Origin of the sequence: Acidovorax sp. Leaf191 (genome assembly GCF_001424425.1) — a bacterium.
Taxonomy (GTDB): domain Bacteria; phylum Pseudomonadota; class Gammaproteobacteria; order Burkholderiales; family Burkholderiaceae_C; genus Acidovorax.
Genome location: NZ_LMPT01000019.1, coordinates 255,537 through 274,525 on the forward strand (window position 1 = coordinate 255,537; position 18,989 = coordinate 274,525).

Annotated in this window: 20 protein-coding genes; 12 read left to right on the top strand and 8 right to left on the bottom strand. The window is 67.4% G+C overall.

Annotation, left to right across the window (positions count from 1 at the left end; all coding sequences use genetic code 11):
- Window positions 1-10: 10 nt before the first annotated feature.
- The 8 genes from ssuC to ASG27_RS15250 all read right to left on the bottom strand — a co-directional run bounded on the left by ssuC (window position 11) and on the right by ASG27_RS15250 (window position 6,812).
- The gene (gene ssuC, locus ASG27_RS15215; protein ID WP_056421274.1) at window positions 11-883 is read right to left on the bottom strand and encodes an aliphatic sulfonate ABC transporter permease SsuC; all 873 of its coding nucleotides are present in this window, start codon (window positions 881-883) and stop codon (window positions 11-13) included.
- Window positions 880-1,254 carry a VOC family protein gene (locus ASG27_RS15220; RefSeq protein WP_056168179.1) on the bottom strand — a complete coding sequence of 125 codons (375 nt, stop codon included), beginning with the start codon at window positions 1,252-1,254 and terminating at the stop codon, window positions 880-882. The genes ssuC and ASG27_RS15220 overlap by 4 nt, the downstream gene beginning before the upstream one ends.
- A 23-nt stretch (window positions 1,255-1,277) precedes the next feature.
- Complete coding sequence (ssuD, locus tag ASG27_RS15225) at window positions 1,278-2,441, bottom strand: FMNH2-dependent alkanesulfonate monooxygenase (RefSeq protein WP_056421326.1); 1,164 nt, start codon at window positions 2,439-2,441, stop codon at window positions 1,278-1,280.
- A 26-nt stretch (window positions 2,442-2,467) separates the two neighbouring features.
- On the bottom strand, window positions 2,468-2,689 hold the full coding sequence (locus tag ASG27_RS15230) for a hypothetical protein (RefSeq protein WP_056421273.1): 222 nt from the start codon (window positions 2,687-2,689) through the stop codon (window positions 2,468-2,470).
- 172 nt (window positions 2,690-2,861) lie between these two features.
- On the bottom strand, window positions 2,862-3,821 hold the full coding sequence (locus ASG27_RS15235; protein WP_056421272.1) for a sulfonate ABC transporter substrate-binding protein: 960 nt from the start codon (window positions 3,819-3,821) through the stop codon (window positions 2,862-2,864).
- A 43-nt stretch (window positions 3,822-3,864) separates the two neighbouring features.
- The gene (locus ASG27_RS15240; RefSeq protein WP_442854106.1) at window positions 3,865-4,908 is read right to left on the bottom strand and encodes a sulfonate ABC transporter substrate-binding protein; all 1,044 of its coding nucleotides are present in this window, start codon (window positions 4,906-4,908) and stop codon (window positions 3,865-3,867) included.
- A 176-nt stretch (window positions 4,909-5,084) separates the two neighbouring features.
- Window positions 5,085-5,675, bottom strand: a complete 591-nt coding sequence (gene ssuE, locus ASG27_RS15245; RefSeq protein ID WP_056421271.1) for an NADPH-dependent FMN reductase — start codon at window positions 5,673-5,675, stop codon at window positions 5,085-5,087.
- 114 nt (window positions 5,676-5,789) lie between these two features.
- Entirely contained in the window at window positions 5,790-6,812 is a 1,023-nt protein-coding gene (locus ASG27_RS15250; protein WP_056421270.1) for a sulfate ABC transporter substrate-binding protein, read from the bottom strand.
- Between the two features lie 173 nt (window positions 6,813-6,985).
- Between ASG27_RS15250 and ASG27_RS15255 the strand changes: the two genes are divergently transcribed.
- The 12 genes from ASG27_RS15255 (at window position 6,986) to ASG27_RS15310 (ending at window position 18,954) form a co-directional block, all read left to right on the top strand.
- Window positions 6,986-7,258, top strand: coding sequence for an oxidative damage protection protein (locus ASG27_RS15255; RefSeq protein WP_056421269.1), 273 nt, complete (start codon window positions 6,986-6,988; stop codon window positions 7,256-7,258).
- A gap of 64 nt (window positions 7,259-7,322) precedes the next feature.
- On the top strand, window positions 7,323-9,377 hold the full coding sequence (gene mnmD / locus ASG27_RS15260; protein ID WP_056421268.1) for a tRNA (5-methylaminomethyl-2-thiouridine)(34)-methyltransferase MnmD: 2,055 nt from the start codon (window positions 7,323-7,325) through the stop codon (window positions 9,375-9,377).
- Between the two features lie 138 nt (window positions 9,378-9,515).
- Window positions 9,516-10,319, top strand: a complete 804-nt coding sequence (locus tag ASG27_RS15265; protein ID WP_056421267.1) for a sulfite exporter TauE/SafE family protein — start codon at window positions 9,516-9,518, stop codon at window positions 10,317-10,319.
- A gap of 10 nt (window positions 10,320-10,329) precedes the next feature.
- The gene (locus ASG27_RS15270) at window positions 10,330-12,117 is read left to right on the top strand and encodes a nitrite/sulfite reductase (protein WP_056421266.1); all 1,788 of its coding nucleotides are present in this window, start codon (window positions 10,330-10,332) and stop codon (window positions 12,115-12,117) included.
- 29 nt (window positions 12,118-12,146) lie between these two features.
- Window positions 12,147-12,536, top strand: a complete 390-nt coding sequence (locus ASG27_RS15275) for a DUF934 domain-containing protein (protein ID WP_056421265.1) — start codon at window positions 12,147-12,149, stop codon at window positions 12,534-12,536.
- 44 nt (window positions 12,537-12,580) lie between these two features.
- A complete protein-coding gene (locus ASG27_RS15280) occupies window positions 12,581-13,204 on the top strand; it encodes a phosphoadenosine phosphosulfate reductase domain-containing protein (RefSeq protein WP_056421264.1) in 624 nt (207 codons plus the stop codon).
- 162 nt (window positions 13,205-13,366) lie between these two features.
- The gene (gene cysD, locus ASG27_RS15285; protein ID WP_056421263.1) at window positions 13,367-14,332 is read left to right on the top strand and encodes a sulfate adenylyltransferase subunit CysD; all 966 of its coding nucleotides are present in this window, start codon (window positions 13,367-13,369) and stop codon (window positions 14,330-14,332) included.
- A gap of 13 nt (window positions 14,333-14,345) precedes the next feature.
- Window positions 14,346-15,722 (top strand): GTP-binding protein, encoded by a 1,377-nt coding sequence (locus tag ASG27_RS15290; protein WP_056421262.1) that lies wholly within the window; start codon window positions 14,346-14,348, stop codon window positions 15,720-15,722.
- A 207-nt stretch (window positions 15,723-15,929) separates the two neighbouring features.
- The gene (gene fdxA / locus ASG27_RS15295; protein ID WP_056168144.1) at window positions 15,930-16,259 is read left to right on the top strand and encodes a ferredoxin FdxA; all 330 of its coding nucleotides are present in this window, start codon (window positions 15,930-15,932) and stop codon (window positions 16,257-16,259) included.
- A 130-nt stretch (window positions 16,260-16,389) separates the two neighbouring features.
- Window positions 16,390-17,433 carry an NAD(P)/FAD-dependent oxidoreductase gene (locus tag ASG27_RS15300; protein WP_056421261.1) on the top strand — a complete coding sequence of 348 codons (1,044 nt, stop codon included), beginning with the start codon at window positions 16,390-16,392 and terminating at the stop codon, window positions 17,431-17,433.
- 261 nt (window positions 17,434-17,694) lie between these two features.
- Window positions 17,695-18,054 (top strand): hypothetical protein, encoded by a 360-nt coding sequence (locus ASG27_RS15305; RefSeq protein ID WP_056421324.1) that lies wholly within the window; start codon window positions 17,695-17,697, stop codon window positions 18,052-18,054.
- A gap of 18 nt (window positions 18,055-18,072) precedes the next feature.
- Window positions 18,073-18,954: an AraC family transcriptional regulator gene (locus ASG27_RS15310; RefSeq protein ID WP_056421260.1), complete on the top strand. Its 882-nt coding sequence runs from the start codon at window positions 18,073-18,075 to the stop codon at window positions 18,952-18,954.
- Window positions 18,955-18,989: the final 35 nt, after the last annotated feature.

The window sequence follows — 18,989 nt, forward strand, 5'->3', positions numbered from 1 at the left end:
GCAGTGCGCCTTACGGCGTCTGGTAGCCGGGATGCCAACGCAGCCAGTAGCGCTCCAGGCCCTTGGCGAACAGGTCGGCCAGCTTGCCCAGCAGTGCGTACAGCAGGATGCCGACCAGCACGATGTCGGTCTGCAAAAACTCGCGGGCGTTCATCGTGAGGTAGCCGATGCCCGCCTGCGCGGAGATGGTCTCGGCCACGATCAGAATCACCCACATCAGGCCCAGCGAGAAGCGCAGGCCCACCAAAATGCTGGAGAGCGCGCCGGGCAGGATGATCTGTTTGTACAGCTGCCAACGGCCGAGGCCATAGGTGCGCCCCATCTCGATCAGACCCGGGTCCACATTGCGGATGCCGTGGAAGGTGTTGAGGTAGATCGGGAAGAACACCGACACGCTGATGAGGAACAGCTTGGCCGATTCGTCGATGCCGAACCACAGGATCACCAGCGGAATCAGCGCCAGCGCCGGGATGTTGCGCACCATCTGGATGGTGGAGTCGAGCAGGGTCTCGAACAAGCGCACCGAGCCGGTGAGCAGGCCCAGCAGCAGGCCCAGCCCGCCGCCAATGGCCAGGCCTGCCAGCGCGCGGCCGGCGCTCACCTTGACGTGGGTCCACAGCTCGCCCGACAAGGTGAGCGTCCACGCGGCCTTGATGACTTCGAGCGGCGCTGGCAGCACGCGGGTGGACAGCCAGCCCTGCGACGATGCGATCTGCCACAGCACGATGAGCCCCACGGGCACGGCCCAGGGCAGCAGGCGCTGCAGCAGGCCGGACAGGAAGCGGGAGAGCGCTGCAGGCAGCACGGGCTTGTCGATCGGCAGATCGACGGAATCGGCCACAGGCGATACCTGCAGTTCGCGGACGGTCTGGGTTGGGGTCATGGGGTGATTTCCTGTTCGTGATCGGGTTCCAGGAACTCCAGCTGGTTACCGGCCGGGTCCTTGACGTAAAAGCGCAGATAGCCGGGCAGCGCGCGGTTCTCCACCAGCGGCAGGTCGGCCTGCAGCAGGCGGTGGCGCAGGGCCGGCAGGTCCTGCACTTCGAATGCCAGGTGCGACACCGCGGGCGCGGGCTGCCAGTGCTCGGTGGGCACCAGGTCGATGCGCTGGGTGCCCGCGGCAAAGCGCAGCGTGTTGCCCGCCTGCAGGCGCACCTCGGGCAGGCCCAGCAGGCTGGCGTAAAAGCGCCGGATGGGCGCCTCGGCACCGGCCGGAAAGGCCAGCTGCACGTGGTTGATGGACTGGATGCTCATGGCGTGGCTCCTCGTCGGTGCGGTCAGCTTTGCGAAGCGCGTGGCACGAAGTCGTTGGCCACGGTTTCGCCGAACGGACCCAGCGGATTGCCGCCGGTGAGCTTCTCGCGCACGCCCATCGGCAGCAGCGGGAACACCAGCTCGGCAAAGCGGTAGGTTTCTTCGAGATGGGGGTAACCCGACAGCACGAAGTGGTCGAGCCCCAGGTCTGCGTATTCCTTGATGCGGGCAGCCACGGTCTCAGGGTCGCCCACCAGGGCCGTGCCCGCGCCACCGCGCACCAGGCCCACGCCCGCCCACAGGTTGGGGCTGATCTCGAGGTCAGCGCGGCTGCGCTTCACGCCACCGGCATGCAGCGCGGCCATGCGGCGCTGGCCTTCGGAGTCCATGCGCGCAAAGACCGACTGCGCGCGCGCCACGGTCTCGTCGTCCACATGGCTGATGAGCTCTTCGGCTGCGGACCAGGCCTGCGCCTCGGTCTCGCGCACGATGACGTGCAGGCGGATGCCGAAGTTGACGGTGCGGCCGTGCCTGGCCGCACGGGCGCGCACGTCGGCCACCTTCTTGGCGACCTCGGCCGGGGGCTCGCCCCAGGTGAGGTAGGTCTCGACCTGCTCAGCCGCCAGGTCGTGCGCAGCGTCGGACGAGCCGCCGAAGTACACGGGCGGGTGCGGCTCCTGCAGCGGCGGGAACAGCAGCTTGGCGCCCTTGACGGACAGGTGCTTGCCCTCGTAGTCGAAGGTCTCGCCCCGGTGGCTGCGTGTGAGGATCTCGCGCCAGATGCGGATGAACTCGGCCGACTGCTCGTAGCGCGTGGCGTGGTCCAGGAACACGCCGTCGCCCTCCAGCTCCGCGCGGTCACCACCGGTCACCAGGTTGATGAGCAAGCGCCCGCCCGACAGGCGGTCGAAGGTGGCGGCCATGCGGGCGGCCAGCGCGGGCTGGTGCAGGCCGGGGCGCACCGCGACCAGGAACTTGAGCTTTTTGGTGACCGCCAGCAGGCTCGATGCGATCACCCATGGGTCTTCGCAGGAACGGCCGGTGGGAATGAGCACGCCTTCGTAGCCCAGGCTGTCGGCGGCCACTGCCACCTGCTGCAGATACTCGAGGCTGAGTTGGCGTGCGCCCTTGGCCGTGCCAAGGTAACGGCTGTCGCCGTGGGTAGGGATGAACCAGTAGATTTTCATGGTGTCGCTTTGCCGTGTGGGGGTCATCAATAGGAGAAGGCCAGGCCGTAGCCCGCCAGCGAAAAGCCGAAACGCAATGGACAGGCCCGCATGCCTCCCGCCGCCACATCGGCACGCACACCGGCCTGCACACGCCTGCGCGTGCGGACCAGCCTGCGCGCCGGCGCCTTCAGGCGCCAGGCGTTGGCCGTGGTGCGCAGCACGCGGCGTGCTGCATCGTGGACAGGGCTTGCGGAAGCGGTGGGCATGTCAGGGCTCCTTGGTTTCAATTGCGGCGGACTGTGTGACCCGAGACCGTAAAAACTGGCGCTGCCAAGGCCAGTGCCAACGTGGAACCGGCTTTGCCGGGCCACCGGTGGCGTCCCCCTCCCGCGCAGCAAGAGAGGGGGAAGGCGCGAAGCGACTCAGGGGGTGCACCCTCTACCACGGCGAGCGCGCCACATCGCGCACCTGGATGCGCTGGGGGATCAGCTTCAGGTTGAAGAAGGTGTCGGCGATCTTTTGCTGCTCGGCCAGGATCTCGGGCGTCACCGGGCCGGTGCCGTACTCGGCACGCGACGTGGACAGATCGAGCACGGACTTGGGGATGCCGAAGAGCGGGGCCAGTTCGGCCGCCAGCAGGTCGCGGTTGACCTTGGCCCAGATGTCGATCTTGTTGAGCTCTTCGATGGCGATGCGCAGTACGTCGGTGTTCTTGTCGGCGTACTGCAGCGACGAGAAGTAGTACGCGCGGTTGCCCACCACGCCCGTGGCGTCGGCCAGCAGGCGGGCGTCCAGCGTCTTTTCGGCCGCGGCGGCGAACGGGTCCCAGATCACCCAGGCGTCCACAGAGCCCTTCTCGAAAGCGGCGCGCGCATCCGCGGGCGGCAGGAAGGCCACGTTCACGTCGCTGTACTTCAGGCCGTGCTTTTCCAACAGCTTGACCAGGAAGTAGTGCACGTTGCTGCCCTTGTTGAGCGCGATCTTCTTGCCCTTGAGGTCGGCCACGGTCTTGATCGGCGAGCCCTTGGGCAGCAGCACGCTCTCGGCCTTGGGGCGGGGCACGGTGGCGGCCACGTAGGCCAACGGGGCGCCTGCAGCCTGCGCAAAGATCGGAGGGGCTTCGCCCACGTCGCCGAAGTCGATGGAGCCGACGTTCAGTGCTTCGAGCTGCACGGGGCCTGCGGTGAACTCGGTCCACTTGATGGAGACACCCAGCGGGGTCAAGCGCTTTTCCAGCGTGCCGCGGCCCTTGAGCAGGCTCAGGAAGCCCTTCTGGTGGCCGATGCGGAACTCACGCGCCGGGGTTGTTTGCGCCAATGCGCCGAAGGCCGGCAGCGCCACAGCGCTGGCCGCACCCTGGACGAGGCGGCGGCGGGACAGGGAGATCGAAGTCGTCATGGTGTTCTTCTGAAAATGGATGCGTGTGCAACAGGCCGGGGCATCAGGGCTGTGCGCCGAGCACCACGGCGTCGCTCACCTTGATGGCCTTGGGGATCAGCTTCAGCTCGAAGAACGTGTCGGCGATCTTTTGCTGGTCGGCCGCCACCGCAGGCGTGATGGGCTTGACGTTGAATTCATAGCGCTGCAGCGCCAGCTCGACCACGTCCACCGGCAGACCTTGCAGCGGCGCGATCAGCTCTGCGGCCTGGCGCAGGTTCTTCTTGAGCCAGATGCCTTGCGCCACCGAGTCTTCGAACAGCGCCGCGATCACCTTGGGGTTCTTGGTGACGAAGTCGCGCGCACCCAGGTAGTACTGGTAGTTGTTGACCACACCGCCCGTGCCGTCGGCCAGCACGCGGGCGCCGGTGGCTTTTTCAGCCGCGGCCTGGAACGGGTCCCAGATCACCCAGGCATCCACGTTCTTGCTTTCGAACGCGGCACGGCCGTCGGCCGGGGCGAGGTACACAGGCGTGATGTCGGACAGCTTGAGGCCGTTCTTCTCCAGCTGCTTGACCAGCAGGTAGTGCACGTTGCTGCCCTTGTTGAGCGCGATCTTCTTTCCCTTGAGGTCGGCCACCGACTTGATGGGCGAGTCCTTGGCGACCAGGATGGCCTCGGCGCGCGGTGCGGCGGGGTCGTGGCCGAAGTAGACGAACTTGGCACCGGCGGCCTGGCCGAAGATGGGAGGCGCCTCGCCGACATAGCCGACGTCTACCGCACCCACGTTCAGGCCTTCCAGCAGTTGGGGGCCCGCCGGGAACTCGACCCACTTCACGCCGAAGCCCAGGGGCGCGAGCTTCTTCTCCAGCGTGCCCGTGGCCTTTTGCAGCACGAACAGGCTGGCGGCCTTTTGGTAGCCGATGCGCAGCTCGCCCTTGGTCTGGGCCTGCACCGGCTGTGCCAGCAGGAAGGCGGCGATCAGCACGAAGGCCGTGAAGACCACGAAGCCGATGAACATGTTGCGCAGGGCGGCCAGGCCGCCGGCGCGCGGGGCATGTTGCGCGCGGTCTGAACTGGCTGCGCCGTCGCGTGTCAATGTGCTCATGGTGAATGTCCTTTGAATCATGGAAAAAAGTGGCGTCTGTCTGAACCCGGGCAGTGCTCCGCCCAGCCCACCGCTCGGGGCAGCGGGCCTGTAAAAAAAGGGGAACGAGAAATGCGGGAGCCCGGCCGCGCCGCAACACCCCCACGGTGGGGTGCGCGCAGGGCGGGCGGCGCCCGTCAGACGCTACATCGCACCTGCGAGAAGTGCACCGGCGCAAAACGCGTGGCCTGGGCGGGCGAGGGGCGCAGGGTTTCCGTGACGAGCACGTTCACGGCGTCGTCCAGCCGTGTGGCGATGTCTTCGTTCACGTGGTAGGCGCCTTCGGGCGTCAGCGTGACCTGGGCGTCGGTGGCATAGATGCCGGGCAGGATGCTCTTGGCACCCAGCGACTGCAGCACGGGGCGCAGCGCATAGTCCAGCGCCAGCATGTGGTGCGGACTGCCGCCGGTGGCCAGGGGCAGCACGATCTTGCCCTTGAGCGCCGTCTGCGGCAGCAGGTCCAGAAAGACCTTGAGCACGCCGCTGTACGCGGCCTTGTAGACCGGCGTGGCCACCACCAGCACGCTGGCCTGGGCCACTTGGTCCACGGCACCCACGACAGTGGGATGGCCGAAGTCAGCCAGCAGCAGGGCCTGGGGCGACAGGTCGCGGATGTGGATACGGTCCACCAGCGCACCGCGCACCGTCAGGCGCTGGGCGACAGCGTCCAGCAGAGCGGCGGAGCGGGAACGCTCGGAGGGGCTGCCGGCGATGAGAAGAGCGGACATGAGAGAGGATTCCAGAGGGCGTGGTCAGACCAGCGCCACCGTGGATCCGGCTTCGCCGGGCCACGGGTGGCGCCCCTTGAGGGGAGGCGGCCGCAGGGCCGCTTCGGGGTGAAATTACTTCTTGGTGTAGATCTGGTCGAAGCTGGCGTTGTCGGCAAAGTGCTCCTTGGCCGCCTTGTCCCAGCCACCGAACGCGTCGTTGATGGTGAACAGGTTCAACTTGGGGAACTGCTTGGCGTACTTGGCCTTGGCCTTGTCGGACACGGCCGGGCGGTAAAAGTGCTTGCCGGCGATGTCCTGGCCTTCTTCGGTGTACAGGTACTGCAGGTAGGCCTCGGCCACGGCGCGCGTGCCCTTCTTGTCCACGTTCTTGTCCACCACCGTCACGGCGGGCTCGGCCAGGATGGAGATCGAGGGGGCGATCACGTCGAACTTGGTGCCGAATTCCTTTTCCAGCAGGTAGGCCTCGTTCTCCCAGGCGATCAACACGTCGCCCTGGTTGCGCTGGGCAAACGTGATGGTGGAGCCGCGCGCGCCGGTGTCCAGCACGGGCACGTTGCCGTACAGCTTGGCCACGAAGTCCTTGGCCTTGGCGTCGCCGCCGTACTTGCGCTTGGCGAATTCCCACGCGGCCAGGTAGTTCCAGCGGGCGCCGCCCGAGGTTTTGGGGTTGGGCGTGATCACGCTGATGCCGGGCTTGACGAGGTCGTCCCAGTCCTTGATGCCCTTGGGGTTGCCCTGGCGCACCACCAGCACGATGGTCGAGGTGTAGGGCGAGCTGTTGTGGGGCAGGCGCTTTTGCCAGTCCTTGGGGATCCAGCCGCCGTTGGTGTGCAGCGCGTCGGTGTCGCCGGCCAGCGCCAGGGTGGCGACGTCGGCCTCCAGCCCGTCGATGATGGAGCGCGCCTGCTTGCCCGAGCCGCCGTGGCTTTGCTTGACGGTCACGTCCTGGCCGGTCTTGGCTTTCCAGTGCTTGGCGAATGCCTGGTTGAAGTCGACATACAGCTCGCGGGTGGGGTCGTACGACACGTTGAGCAGCGTCACGGACTGGGCAAACGACGGCAATGCCGTCAGGGCCAAGCTGCCCACCAGGGCGGCGGCGAAGGGAAACTTGATAAAGTCGCGGCGAAAGTTCATTGGGAGGCCTCTTTTTTGGAATGCTGAACGGTGCAATTCACCGATGAAGCGCATTCTGAAAGCCCCTCTACAAAACTGGAACTACTGAGATTTCAGTTCTTTATATCCAAATCATCTGAGCCGCACCACCTCCAGGACGCGGCTCACCCCACATTCATACACAAGGAAACCCCATGGCACGCACCGTCCAATGCATCAAGCTCAACAAGGAAGCCGAGGGCCTCGACTTTCCGCCCTACCCCGGCGAGCTGGGCAAGCGCATCTGGGAAAGTGTGAGCAAGGAAGCGTGGGCCGGCTGGCTCAAGCACCAGACCATGCTGGTCAATGAAAACCGCCTGAACCTGGCCGACGCCCGCGCCCGCCAGTACTTGGCGCGGCAGATGGAAAACCATTTCTTTGGCGGTGGCGCAGATGCTGCGGCCGGCTACGTGCCCCCCAGCGAGTAAGCAGCGAACCGCGCACCCTTTCGCACCCGTCGCAACAATCAGTCAGCACACACGTCCAAGCCTCATGTCCGAACCAGTGGACTGGCTGCCGGACGGCACCCCCTACAGCCCCCGCTTCGGCGACCGCTACCACAGTGAAAAAGGCGGCCTGGACCAGGCCCGCCACGTTTTTCTGCACGGCTGCGGCCTGCCCGCGGCGTGGGCGGGGCAGCCGCAATGGCGCATTCTGGAAACCGGGTTCGGCTTCGGGCTGAACTTCCTGGTGACCTGGGCTGCCTGGCGGGCCGACCCCGCACGCCCCACCCTGCTGCACTTCGTGTCGACCGAGGCGTGGCCCGTGAGCGCGGCCGACCTGCTGCGCGCCACCACGGCCCACCCCGACCTAGCGCCGCTGGCCGAGGAACTGCACCGCCAATGGTGGGGCCTGCTGCCGGGCGTGCACCGGCTGCGCTTTGACGAAGGCCGTGTGCTGCTCACCCTGTATGTGGGCGACACGCAGGCCATGCTGCGCGCGCAGAGCCTGACGGTGGACGCGGTCTACCTGGACGGCTTCAGCCCCCAGCGCAACCCCGAGATCTGGGACCTGCACACCCTCAAAGCCGTGGCACGCTGCTGCCGCCGCGGCACCCGCCTGGCCACCTGGACCATTGCGCGGGCCGTGCGCGACGCGCTGGCGCAGTGCGGCTTCGACGTAAGCCGCGTGCCGGGCGTGCCGCCCAAGCGCGACAACCTGCATGCGGTGTACGACCCGCGCTGGGAGCCCCGCACATCCCGCAAGGATGGGCGCCAGGATGCCGCCGGGACCGCCCCGCGGCCACCCGGCCGCTGCATCGTCGTCGGCGGCGGGCTGGCCGGAGCAGCCACGGCCGCCAGCCTGGCGCGGCGCGGCTGGCAAGTGCAGGTGCTGGACCAGGCCGACGCCCCCGCGGCGGGCGCATCCGGCCTGCCCGCAGGCGTGTTCGCCCCCCATGTGTCGCCGGACGACAGCGTGCTGTCGCGCCTGTCGCGCAGCGGGGTGCGCACCACGCTGCAACAGGCCGCCTGGCTGCTGCGCGAAGGGGCGGACTGGACCCCCAGCGGCGTGCTGGAGCACCGCACCGACGGCACGCCGGGCCTGGGCGCCGGCTGGGCCGACGGAGCCGGCGCGGACTGGAGCGAGGCCGCCAGCGCCGACGCCCTGCAGGCCGCCGGCCTGCCGTTGTCCACCACCGCATGCTGGCACCACCAGGGCGGCTGGGTGCGGCCACCCCGCCTGGTGGCCGCGCTGATGGCGCAACCGGGCATCGAGTGGCAGGGTCGGTGCAAGGTGGCGCAATGGCGGCGCGTGGACCCCGCGCCCGCGGACGCCCCAGCGCCTGAGCACGCAGACGCCGCCCCTGACACAGCGGCCCAGACGGCCCCGCCGGGCACTGCCGGCCACTGGCAGGCTCTGGACGAACAGGGCCATGTGCTGGCACAAGCACCCGTCGTCGTCATCGCGGCAGGGGCCGGCAGCTTGCCATTGCTGCCAGCTCACTGGCAGTTGCAGCCGGTGCGCGGCCAGGTGTCCTGGGGGGCTGCATCAACCGCTGCGGAGGCCCCGCGCGTGCCGTTTCCGGTCAACGGCCACGGCAACCTGGTGCCCCGGTTTCCCCCAAGCGACGGCAACAATGACACCCACACCGAGAGCGCGCCCCCTGCCACCGCCTGGGTCATGGGCTCCACCTTCGAGCGCGATGTGAGCGCCCTGCCCCCTTCGCCCGCCGACCAGCAGGCCGCGCACGCCACCAACTGGGCCAAGCTGCAGACGCTGCTCCCGGCTGTGGCGCAGCAGCTACAGCCTGCTTTCGCCACGGTGCTGCCCGTGGGTGGAGGCCCCGGTGCAGACGCCAGCCCGACGCCACCAGCCGCTGCGGTCCAGTCCTGGGCCGCCGTCCGCTGCACGGCCGCCGACCGCCTGCCCATCGTCGGCCCGGTCGACCCTGCCACCCTGCCCGGCATCTGGGCCTGCACCGCCATGGGGGCCCGCGGCCTCACGCTGGGGCTGCTGTGCGCAGAACTGCTGGCCGCCAGGCTGCAGGGCGAGCCCCTGCCGCTGGACGCCAGACTGGCCAGGGCCCTGGGCAGCGAGCGGCTTTGACGGGACGGCAGCCCCTGCAGGGCTGGGCACTGCAACCCCGCCACATCCCGCATCAATCCTTGCTTATATGAAAAAAGACATACTGGAAGTCAAAAACAATAGTTTGTTTTCATAAGCGAGGCCTCTACATTCGCTGCCATGCATGAATTGGCGTTTGTTTTTGCGGGCTTTGCGGTGGGGCTGATCGTCGGCCTGACCGGTGTGGGCGGTGGCTCGCTGATGACGCCTGTGCTGATCTTTTTCTTCGGCGTGAAGCCGCATTTGGCCATCGGCACCGACCTGTTGTTCGCGGCCTTCACCAAGATGGGCGGCACGGTCAGCATGGCGCGCCAGCGCCTGGTGCCCTGGCGCGTGGTGGGCCAGCTGTGCGCGGGCAGCATCCCGGCCGCGCTGCTGTCGCTGTGGGCGCTGCAGATCCTGGGTCCCGCCAGCGGCACGGCGCAGCGCGTCATGACCACGACACTGGGCTTTGCGCTGCTGCTGACGGCGGCGGCCACGCTGTACAAGGTGGTGGCCTTCTCGCGCGAACGCCAGGCGGCCGACCATGCCAAGCGCGTGGCCGGTGCCGAGCATGCCACGCGCCCCCGCCACTGGGCCCTGCCCGTGCTGCTGGGCGCCGTGATCGGCACCATGGTCACCTTCACGTCCGTGGGCGCAGGCGCCATCGGCGTCACGGTGCTGCTGCTGGTCTACCCGCTGCTGCCCCTGCCACGCGTGATCGGTGCCGACATCGCCTACGCGGTGCCATTGACCCTGGTGGCAGGCCTGGGCCATGCCACGCTGGGCTCGGTGGACTGGCCTTTGCTTGCACAATTGCTGGCTGGCTCGTTGCCGGGCATCTGGCTGGGCTCGCGCCTGGTCACCCGCACGCCTGAACGCCTGATCCGCTCCGCGCTGTCCCTCCTGCTGGCCTGGGCAGGCGCCAAATTAATAATGATCTGATGGGTCCACGATGTACCAATACACCCCTTTCGACAAGAAGTTCGTAGAGCAGCGCGCACACCAGTTCCGCGACCAGCTCAACCGCTGGCAGGCCGGCAAACTGGCCGAGGACGACTTCCGCCCCCTGCGCCTGCAAAACGGCTGGTACGTGCAGCGCTACGCCCCCATGCTGCGCGTGGCCGTGCCCTACGGCGAGATCGCAAGCCGCCAGCTGCGCGTGCTGGCCACCATCGCCCGCGAGTACGACGAGCCCGAAGCGGCCGTGTTCAAGGCCGCCATGGAAGGCCAGGGCCTGCTGGGCACCACCTTCCTGCCCAAGAACTGCGCCCACTTCACCACGCGCACCAACGTGCAGTTCAACTGGATCCCGCTGTCCAAGAGCGCTGACGTGATGGACCTGCTGGCCACCGTGGACATGCACGGCATCCAGACCAGCGGCAACTGCATCCGCAACACCACCACCGACGCGCTGGCCGGCGTGGCCGTGGACGAGATCGTGGACCCGCGCCCCTACGCGGAAATCATCCGCCAGTGGACCACGCTGCACCCCGAGTTCGCGTTCCTGCCGCGCAAGTTCAAGATCGCCATCAGCGGCGCCAAGGACGACCGCGCCGCCACCGGCTGGCACGACGTGGGCCTGCACCTCATCAAGAACAATGCGGGCGAGATCGGCTTCAAGGTCTTCGTGGGCGGCGGCATGGGCCGCACGCCGGTGATCGGCACGGTGATCCGCGAGTTCCTGCCCTGGAACCAGATCATGAATTACATCGAGGCCATCGTGCGCGTGTACAACGAGCACGGCCGCCGCGACAACAAGTACAAGGCCCGCATCAAGATCCTGGTCAAGTCCGAAGGCCAGCAGTACATCGACGATGTGGAAGAAGAGTACCGCCAGATCGTGGAGATCGACGGCGGCCCGCACACCGTGCCGCAGGCCGAATTCGACCGCGTGGCGGCGTGCTTCGTGGCACCCCAACTGGCCGACATCGCCGACGTGGACCCCGCGGCGCTGCAGGCATCGCTCACGGCCCAGGCGGCCGAGCACGTGGCCTTCGGCCGCTGGCTGCAGCGCAACGTGCACGCGCACCAGAACCCGCAGCTGCGCGCCGTGACGCTGTCGTTCAAGCGCCCCGGCCAGTCGCCCGGCGACGCGACCAGCGAACAGCTGATCGCCGTGGCCGACCTGGTGGACAAATACTCCGCCGGCGAAGCCCGCGTGACGCACGACCAGAACGTGGTGCTGCCCTGGGTGCATGCCAGCCGCCTGTTCGACCTGTGGCAAGAGGCCAAGGCCCTGGGCCTGGCCAGCGCCAACGTGCAGCTGCTCACCGACATGATCGCCTGCCCCGGCGGCGACTTCTGCGCGCTGGCCAACGCCCGCTCGCTGCCCATCGCAGAGGCCATCACCCAGCGCTACCAGGACCTGGACGAGCTCGACGACATCGGCGAGATCGACCTGCACATCAGCGGCTGCATCAACAGCTGCGGCCACCACCACAGCGGCCACATCGGCATCCTGGGCGTCGACAAGGACGGCAAGGAGTGGTACCAGGTCACGCTCGGCGGCTCGGACGGCTCGGACCTGTCGGGCGCCGCCGTGGCCGGCAAGGTGATCGGCCCGTCGTTCTCGGCCGCCGAGGTGCCGGACGTGATCGAAGCCGTGCTGACCACCTACCGCAGCCTGCGCGAAAGCGGCGAGACCTTCCAGAACACCGTGCGCCGCGCCGGCCTCGACCCCTTCAAGGAAGCCGCCAAGACCGCCCGCCACCCCGCCAAGCAAGAGCTGGCCACCGCCTGATCGCCAGCCGCCAAGCCCTGATAAGACCCATGAAAATTCTTGCCTCCCAAGACCACCAGCCGCCCGCAGAGGGCGATGCCCGCGCCGTGGCGCTGGCCAACGATGCCGACGCACTGGCGCTGCCGCTCGACGGCGTCGAGCGCGTGGACCTGCATTTCCCCAACTTCACCGATGGCCGCGCGTTCAGCCAGGCCTTCCTGCTGCGCCGCCGCCGTGGCTTCAAAGGCGACATCCGCGCCACGGGCGACGTGCTGATCGACCAGCTGGTGCAGATGCAGCGCACAGGCTTTTCGTCGGCCGTGCTGCGCGATGGCGTGGACCCGGCCGACGCACAGCGCCAGTTCGAGATGTTCCCCGGCTTCTACCAGGGCGACGCGGTGCACCCGCAGCCTATCTTTGCCGACAAGGCTGCCGCCTGAGCCAGGCCCGCAGCGCTGCTACGCACACCCACCAGCACTCCACCATGAGCCAATTCGATCTCGCACGCGTCAATGCCGACCTGGGCCGCAACGCCGAAGGCCTCGTCGCCTGGGCCCTGGGCCTGGGCCAGAGCCCCATCGTCACCACCAACTTCCGCCCGTTCGAGGCGGTGATCCTGCACATGGTGTCCGCGGTGAACCCGGACGTGCCGGTGGTCTGGATGGACAACGGCTACAACACCGAAGCCACCTACCGCTTTGCCGACGAGGTGACGAAGCAGCTGGGCCTGAACCTCAAGATCTACCTGCCGCTGCGCTCGCGCGCGCACCGCGAGGCCGTGGACGGACCGACGCCTGCGCTGGACGACCCACGCCACGCTGCGTTCACCGAAGAAGTGAAGCTTGAGCCCTTTGCCCGCGCCCTGCGCGAAACCGCGCCCAAGGTCTGGTTCACCGCGCTGCGCGCCACCGACACCGCCGTGCGCGCACAGATGGACCCGGTCAGCATCAACCCCGACGGCCTGATCAAGGTGGCGCCGCTGCTGCACTGGTCCTCCAAAGAGTTGCACGAGTACTGCGTCAAGCACGGCCTGCCCAACAACTTCGACTATGTGGATCCGACCAAAGGCGAAGACAACCGTGAGTGCGGCCTTCACATAGCGCACTGAAATGACACCCCCTGAGCCGCTTCGCGTCTTCCCCCTGTCTCGCTTCGCGGGAGGCGGACGCACCCGGTGGCCCGGCAAAGCCGGTTCCACGGGTGCACTGGCCTCGGGCGTGCCAGTTGCGCACGCCACGGACATTGAATCGACGACCGAAAGCAACCCACCATGAATGCCCGCACCGATGCCGCGCAGCTGCTGCAGAACAACGACATGAGCTACCACCTGAACAACTCGCACCTGGACGCGCTGGAAGAAGAAACCATCTTCATCCTGCGCGAAGTCGCCGCCGCCTTCGAGCGCCCCACCCTGCTGTTCTCGGGCGGCAAGGACTCGCTGGTGATGCTCAAGTGCGCCGAGAAAGCCTTTGGCACCAAGGCCAGCGGCGGCGGCATTCCGTACCCGCTGCTCATGATCGACACGGGCCACAACTTCCCCGAGGTGACGGACTTCCGCGACTTCCGCGCCAAGGAACTGGGCGCCGAACTCATCGTGCGCAGCGTCGAAGACTCGATGGCGCGCGGCACCGTGCGCCTGTCGCACCCCGGCGAGAGCCGTAACGTGCACCAGTCGGTCACGCTGCTCGAAGCGATCGAGGAATTCCGCTTCGACGCGCTCATCGGCGGCGCGCGCCGCGACGAGGAAAAGGCCCGCGCCAAGGAGCGCATCTTCTCGCACCGCGACAGCTTCGGCCAATGGCAGCCCAAGGCCCAGCGGCCCGAGCTGTGGACCCTGTTCAACACCCGCCTGCAGCCCAATGAGCACTTTCGCGTGTTCCCCATCAGCAACTGGACCGAGCTCGATGTCTGGCAGTACATCGACCGCGAAAGCATTGCGCTGCCCAGCATCTACTACACCCACAAGCGCCAGGTGGTGGACCGCAAGGGCCTCCTGATGCCGGTGACCGAGCTGACCCCGCCGCGCGACGGCGATGTGGTGGAGACGCGCGACGTGCGCTTTCGCACCGTGGGCGACATCACCTGCACCGCACCGGTGGAGAGCACCGCCGCCACCGCGGCCGACATCGTGATCGAGACCCTGGCCGCCGACGTCAGCGAGCGTGGCGCCACGCGCATGGACGACAAGACGAGCGACGCTTCGATGGAGAAGCGCAAAAAAGACGGCTATTTTTGAGACGGGTACTCTGATGACCACTATGAATTCGATAGCTAGCAGCGCTTTGCAGGCAAGCGGTACAGCCCCAAACAACCGTGCTTCCGCCCTGAAGTTCATCACCTGCGGGTCGGTGGACGACGGCAAGAGCACGCTGATCGGCCGCCTGCTGGTGGACAGCAAGGCCGTGCTGCAGGACCACCTGGCCGGCGTGCAGCGCCAGGGCGAGACCGACCTGGCCCTGCTGACCGACGGCCTCTCCGCCGAGCGCGAGCAGGGCATCACCATCGACGTGGCGTACCGCTACTTCGCCACCGAAGAGCGCAAGTTCATCATCGGCGACGCACCCGGCCACGAGCAGTACACCCGCAACATGGTCACGGCCGCCAGCAGCGCCGACGCGGCCGTGGTGCTGGTCGATGCCACCAAGCTCGACTGGAAGAACGCCGGCCTGGCCCTGCTGCCGCAGACCCGCCGCCACAGCCTGCTGGCCCACCTGCTGCGCGTGCACTCGCTGGTGTTCGCCGTGAACAAGCTCGATGCGGTGGAAGACCCCGCCCTGGCCTGGAAGCACATCCAGGGCGCGCTGGCAGCGTTCGCCCAGGCCGCCGGCATCGCCGTGCGTGCGACGGTCCCCGTGTCGGCCCTCAAGGGCTGGAACGTGGTGGACGCCCACCCCGGCTGGTGCGGCTACAACGGCCATACGCTGCTGCAGGTGCTCGAAGAGCTGCCAAACACGCCCGCCGACACCGGCCTGCCCCTGGCCTTCCCGGTGCAGTGGGTCGAGAAAACCTCGTCCTCGTCGTCGGACACATCCCAGGGCCGCCGCGTGTTCTGGGGCCGTGTGGCGTCGGGCCGCGTTGCGCCCGGCACGGCGGTGCAGATCTTCCCGAGCGGCCAGCTGGCCACCGTGGCCCAGGTGCTGGACCACGCCCGCCGGCCCACCGATGTGCCCGCCGGCACCAGCGCCGGCATCATCCTGGACCGCGAGGTGGACGTCTCGCGCGGCGACTGGATCCTGGCCGCGCCCACGGCGGCTGCCGCTGCGCCCGCCGACGACGACTTCGGCGACACCCCGGCCGCCACGCCCGCCTGGCCCGCCAGCCGCGAACTGCGCACCACCGTGGCGTGGATGGACGACGAACCCCTGGTCGCCGGCCGCGTGTACTGGGCGCTGCACGGCCACCGCTGGGTCAAGGCCAAGGTGAAAGCCGTGGTGCACAAGCTCAACATCAACACGCTGGCCGAAGAGGCCGCCACGCAGCTCGACCCCAACGCCATCGGCCACGTGCAGCTCGTGCTGCAAGAGGCGATTCCGGCCGCGGCATTCGGCACCGCGCGGGTGCTGGGCTCACTGATCCTGGTGGATACCGCCAGCCACAAGACGGCGGGCGCCGTGCTCGTGAACTGATCCGCATCAGGCCTGAGGCGGATTGGCCCTCCATCGCATGACCTAACGGGAGCCGAAGCAGTGCTTTGGCACGGCAAGGCGAACCAACGGCGTCAGGCGTTTGAAGGCAAATTCTCAAGACATCCCTCCCAAGAGAGGGGCCCTGTAACCAAAGGTCGGTGAAAGCTTTTAAAATCGAGGGTTTTCACCGACCCACACAACACTGTCATGACCCACGTCGTCTCCGAAAACTGCATCAAGTGCAAGTACACCGATTGTGTGGACGTGTGCCCTGTGGACTGCTTCCGCGAAGGCCCGAACATGCTCGTCATCGATCCCGATGAGTGCATCGACTGCGCCGTGTGCATCCCCGAGTGCCCGGCCAACGCCATCTTTGCCGAAGAAGACCTGCCCGCAGACCAGATCGCCTTCATCAAGATCAACGCCGACCTGGCCTTTGCCGACGGCTGGAAGAGCATCACCAAGCGCAAGCCCGCCCTGCCCGACGCCGACGAATGGAATGGCAAGCCTGGCAAGGTCAACGAATTGGTCAAGTGACCCTTCACACCCATCCGTTCGGGCTGAGCTTGTCGAAGCCTTGCGCCGCGCTTCGACAAGCTCAGCGTGAACGGTTTGTGTCGATCCAACTCGACGTGGCGCCTGACGCTGCCACCCTGCCGTGCCGACCATGATTCAAGAAACCGACGCCGTCGTCATCGGCGCCGGCCCGGTGGGCCTGTTCCAGGTCTTCCAGCTGGGCCTGCAGGGCATCACCGCCCACCTGATCGACGCCCTGCCCCATGCGGGCGGCCAGTGCGTGGAGCTGTATGGCGACAAGCCCATCTATGACATTCCGGGCATTCCGGTGTGCACCGGGCGCGAACTGGCGACGCTGCTGCTGCGGCAGATCGAGCCCTTCAACACCCACTGGCACCTGAACACGCTGGTCGCTGCGCTGTCTCTACAGGACGACGGACGCCTGCTGGTCGAGACATCGCAGGGTGCGCAGTTGCTGGCCCGCAGCGTGTTCATCGCGGCGGGCGTGGGCGCTTTTGTGCCGCGCGCGCTCAAGGTGGACGGTATCGAGCAATATGTGGGCACGCAGGTGCACTACCAAAGCCTGCCTGCCAACACCGAGCTGGCCGGGCAGCATGTGGTGGTGCACGGGGGCGACGAGCCCGCCGTGGCGCGTGCAGTGGAGCTGGCCGAGCAAGGCCAGGCCACCCGCGTGAGCCTGCTGCACCGCCGCGATGTGTTCCAGGCGCCTGACGCCCTGCTGCAGCGCCTGCAGCAGTTGCGGGATGCAGGCCGCATCCATGTCGAGGCCGCGCAGATCACGGGCATCGAGACTGCGGGCGACCGGCTGGCCGCACTGCAGCTGGTGGATGCCGATGGCAGTACCCGCGCGCTGGCGCTGGACCTGCTGGTGCCGGTGCTGGGCATCTCGCCGCGCCTGGGGCCGATCGCCGACTGGGGCCTGGCCATGGACCGCAAGCAGCTGGTGGTGGACACCGAGGCGTTCCGCACCAGCGTGCCGAGCATCCACGCGGTGGGCGACATCAATACGTACCCCGGCAAGCGCAAGCTGATCCTGTGCGGCTTTCATGAAGCCACGCTGGCTGCGTTCGGCGCGGCCGAGGCGCTCAAGGGCGACAAGGTGGCGCTGCAGTACACGACCACCAGTGCGCGGCTGCACCAGTTGCTGGGTGTGGCACCGGCCGGTAACGCGTAGGCCGCTGGCGCGCAGCCCTCTGCTGCAGGGGGCGCATCCAACTTCTGCGAGATGACTTACCGTGCGCACCACGTGCGGCACGGTGCGGTGTGCGGCTGTCGGCTCCGCGCCGTCAGGGGCGGTGCTGATCACCCAGGCATGCGCTCCACGCCCGTGGGCCGTGCGCCACGCTTCAGGCTCAGAAAAAAGCACAAAATGTCCAATTGGCGCGAGGCCGGTCGGCACGATGGCGTCTCCAAACCACCCCAGGAGCACCGCACCATGAACCCACAACCCCTTCAATCCATCTGGGACACCTACACCGCGTCGTGGAAGACCGACTCGGCCGCCGAGCGCGACGCGCTGTTCGCCCAGTCCCTCGACCCTGCCTGCACCTACAACGACCCGCTGGCCGCCACGCAAGGCTGGACGCAGCTGACGGCCTACATGGACGACTTTCACCGCCAGGTGCCCGGGGGCCATTTCGTGACGCACTACTTCGCCAGCCACCACCAACAAAGCATCGCCAAGTGGAACATGCTGGACGGCAACGGCCAGGTGATTGGCGAAGGCGTGAGCTACGGCCGCTACAACGACGACAACCGGCTGGTGGCCATGACCGGCTTCTTCGAAACCCCTTGATCCACAGGCCCGACTCCCGTGCTGCATCTGCGACAACTCCAGGAGGGCATCGACTTCATCGAGGCCCATCTCGAATCCGACATCGAGCTGGCCGACGTGGCACGGGCCGCGGGCCTGAGCCAATGGCACTTTCAGCGCATCTTCAAGGCGCTGACCCACGAGACCTTGAAGACCTACATCCGCTCGCGCCGGTTTGCCAAGGCGCTGGAGCAACTGGCCGGCACCCGCCTGAGCGTGCTGGACATCGCACTGGCCGCGGGCTTTGAGACGCAGGAGAGCTTCACCCGCGCCTTCAAGGACTGCTTTCGGCTGACCCCGTCGCAATACCGCCGCATGGGCAACCGATCGCTCTTCGTGCGCAAGATCCGGCTGGACGAGGGCTACCTGGCGCACCTGCGCCACAACGTCTCGCTGGCGCCCCAGATCGAAGCCCGGCCCGCGATGCGCATGGTGGGCCTGCCCACCGACTATTACGGCGTCGACTCCGAAAAGAACAACCTGGGCCAGAAGCTGCCACCCCTCTGGGGACAGTTCGTTCCGCGGCTGAAAGAAATTACCAACGCGATACCAGGCGTCTGCTACGGCGTGGTGGCACCGGCCGCGCCCGACAGCGAGCAACTGCGCTACCTGGCCTGCACCGAGGTCCAAGGCCCCGGCGATGTGCCGCCGGGCATGGCTGCGCTGGAGCTTCCAGCTGCGACCTATGCACGGTTCACCCACCGAGGCCCGGCCCAGAACGTCGATGCCACGGTCAACTACATCTACGGCAGCTGGATGATGTCGTCCGGCCAGGCCCACTCCCTGGGGCCGGACCTGGAGATCTACGATGCGCAGTACCACCCGACGTCCGAGCAGTCGGTGATGCACTACGCGATCCCCGTGAAGCCCACGGGAACTTGAACAGCCATCACGGCGCAGCGCCGTGAACGTCTTGA